This window comes from Microbacterium sp. BF1, from assembly GCF_019279095.1.
In the GTDB taxonomy this organism is placed as follows: Bacteria; Actinomycetota; Actinomycetes; order Actinomycetales; family Microbacteriaceae; genus Microbacterium; species Microbacterium maritypicum.
In genome coordinates this window covers 1-1576 of the sequence record NZ_JAGYWT010000553.1, presented here as the reverse complement: position 1 = coordinate 1576, position 1576 = coordinate 1, and the positions used below count along the sequence as shown (strand labels likewise).

Below are 1576 nucleotides of genomic sequence, written 5' to 3'. Positions count from 1 at the left end.
GAGGACATCGATCGCTTGCTCGATCTGCCGACCAAGGACTCCTATGGAAACGATCAACTCGCCGGGATGGAGCAGTTCCTCGACTACATGGTCGAGCGTGATCCCGACAGCCTCTCTGATCGAGCTATACCGCGAGCAGGACGTCGAGATGACGGGAGCGCGCCAGGTCGATGAGGGTCACACGGGAGGCGAGATGCTCCCCCGAGAGCTCCTGTCGGAACCAGCTGACGGCCAGAGTGCGCCGCCCGCGCCATTCGCCGACGTCGATCCCCTGCGGGTACCAGCGTCTGGTCCAGGTCCTCGCGCTGAGCCATCGCAGATCGACGGTGTCGCCACGCCGCTGACGCACGGGGCGCCAGGTCGATCCGAAGGGCCAGAGCATGCTCCCCATCGTCGCCGATGCGGCGAGCGCGTGCGAACCGAACCGCCCACATCATTCCAGCGGGTGTTTTTTTACCGTGGCGCCGCGTTCGTCTTCTCGAAGTCGACGCGGCGACCACAACGGTCTCGGGGTCGCCTGATGGGGGTCAGGCGGCCGCGTGGCAGGCGGGATCGCATCTGCGCGATCCCGCATCCCGAACGTGTCACGTTCGGCAGTGCTGAGCACTGGAAGGTGTGGTCCCGTTCGGGTACGGGACCACACCGCAGTGCCGGCCCCGCGCATGTTTCGCGGACACTCGTCGTTCACCTGCGCGTCCCCATCCGGCAACGACCGCCTGGCACCATTCCCGGACACCGTCCGTCTCCGGGAGTCCTGTGCGCACACCCCTCGTCACCGTCATCCTGCCCGCGAAAGACGCCGGGGAGTACATCGGGACGACGCTCGAGACGCTCACCCGGCAGTTCGACGATGCCGCAGCCGTCAAGCTCGTCGCGATCGACGACGGATCCCGCGACGACACGGGTGCTCTCATGCAGCAGTACGCGCAGCGGTTCCCGCACGCCACCGTTCTGCGGAATCCGACGGCACGCGGGTTGGCGACGGCCCGCAACCAGGGGCTTGCGCACGTCGAGGGCGATGCCTTCTGCTTCCTCGACGGTGACGACTGGATGCAGCCGCGACGGCTCGAGGTGCTGGTGTCGCGGTTGCGCGAGCTCGAGTGCGACTTCGTGCGCACCGATCACGTCACGGTCACCGGCGGCGAGCGGGCGCTCATCCGCGCACCGCACCCGTGGCGCGACCGGGTGACCTCGCCGCGAGACGCGATCCTGCCCGAGAACGAGTCGACCATGGTCGACTATCCCTACGCCTGGGCCGGGCTCTTCCACCGCAGGGTCGTCGACAGCGGCTTGGCGGCATTCCCCGAGGGACTGTTCACGGCGGAGGACCGGCCCTGGATCTGGCGACTGCACCTGCAGGCCGAATCGTTCGCCGTGGTCGATGCGCCCGCCCTCCTCTACCGCCGTGGCGTCGCCACATCGCTCACACAGGTGCGTGACCGCCGGCATGTAGTTGTACACCGCGACGAAGGCCCCCATGAGCAGGAAGCCCTGTGCATACAGCGCCCATTGCAGCGACGAGCGCAACGGCGCGCGGAGCTTCTCCAGGATGCCGGGATCGCGGTCCACCCGCAGG

2 protein-coding genes are annotated in these 1576 nt (G+C 67.8%); one reads left to right on the top strand and one right to left on the bottom strand.

All coding sequences use genetic code 11. The features are described from left to right. Positions 1-124 precede the first annotated feature (124 nt). A complete protein-coding gene (locus KZA10_RS14725) occupies positions 125-382 on the bottom strand; it encodes a hypothetical protein (protein WP_218683258.1) in 258 nt (85 codons plus the stop codon). A gap of 374 nt (positions 383-756) precedes the next feature. Here KZA10_RS14725 and KZA10_RS14720 point away from each other — a divergent pair. Further along, the coding region (locus tag KZA10_RS14720; RefSeq protein WP_308289687.1) for a glycosyltransferase family 2 protein at positions 757-1576 on the top strand (820 nt) is incomplete at its 3' end.

Excerpts from the sequence above, each read along its gene's own strand:
- KZA10_RS14725 (WP_218683258.1), bottom strand. The coding sequence starts at position 382 with ATGCTCTGGCCCTTCGGATCGACCTGGCGCCCCGTGCGTCAGCGGCGT.